Genomic DNA, 780 nt, shown 5'->3' with positions numbered 1-780 from the left:
GCCCCCGGCTGCCGGCCGGCCGGGCCCGGGCGGATCCGGCCGGCGGGCGCCCCGGCGGATCCGGCCGGCGGGCGCCCCGGCGGATCCGGCCGGCGGGCGCCCCGGCGGGCGCTCAGCGGGCGGCCGGCGAGGCCGCCATGTGCATCCGGCCGAGCAGCTGACGGGCCTGCTCGGCGAACTGCGCGTCGATGATCACCGCGTACTGGCCCGCGCGCAGCGAGCTGGCCGAGGTGAAGTCGCGCCGCCCGCCGGTCATCGCGTGCGCGACCGCGCCGAACACCGCTCCCCAGATCGCGCCGACGAGCAGCCCGACCAGGATCACCGCGATCCAGTTGCCGGCGGTGAAGATGCCGAACAGCAGCCCGATGAAGAGTCCGAACCAGGCACCCGTGCCGGCGCCCGCCAGGGCCGCCCGCCCGGTCGTCATCCGCCCGAGCACGGTCTCCACCAGCGTGAGGTTCGTGCCGACGATGGCGCTGTGTTCGACCGGGAACCGGTTGTCGGCCAGGTGGTCGACGACCCGCTGGGCGGACGGATAGTCCGGGTACGACCCGATCGTCACGGTGGGCGGACCGGTTTCCGGGCCGTGCCCGTCGTGGCCGGGGGCGGTCGGCCGGCCGGCGGGACCGGACGGCAGGGTGTCGCCGCCCGGCATCCCGGGCCGCCATGCCGAGGTGGGACTCGACGGTGTGGTCATGAGTTCCTCCTTCGTCGACCGCCCGCGTTCCCGCCGCCGTCGCGGCGTAACGCGCCCCGCATGCGAACACCCCTCCCTCCCCC

General features: G+C 76.7%; 1 protein-coding gene. It reads right to left on the bottom strand.

Going from position 1 to position 780, the window contains the following annotated elements; all coding sequences use genetic code 11:
- Nucleotides 1–112: 112 nt before the first annotated feature.
- On the bottom strand, nucleotides 113–697 hold the full coding sequence (locus tag ACSNN9_RS28525; protein WP_436676398.1) for a general stress protein: 585 nt from the start codon (nucleotides 695–697) through the stop codon (nucleotides 113–115).
- Between the last annotated feature and the right edge of the window lie 83 nt (nucleotides 698–780).

The sequence above is a fragment of the Micromonospora sp. URMC 107 genome (genome assembly GCF_051386315.1).
GTDB lineage: Bacteria > Actinomycetota > Actinomycetes > Mycobacteriales > Micromonosporaceae > Micromonospora.
The sequence above is the reverse complement of the archived record's forward strand: the minus strand, read 5'-3'. Positions and strand labels throughout refer to the sequence as shown.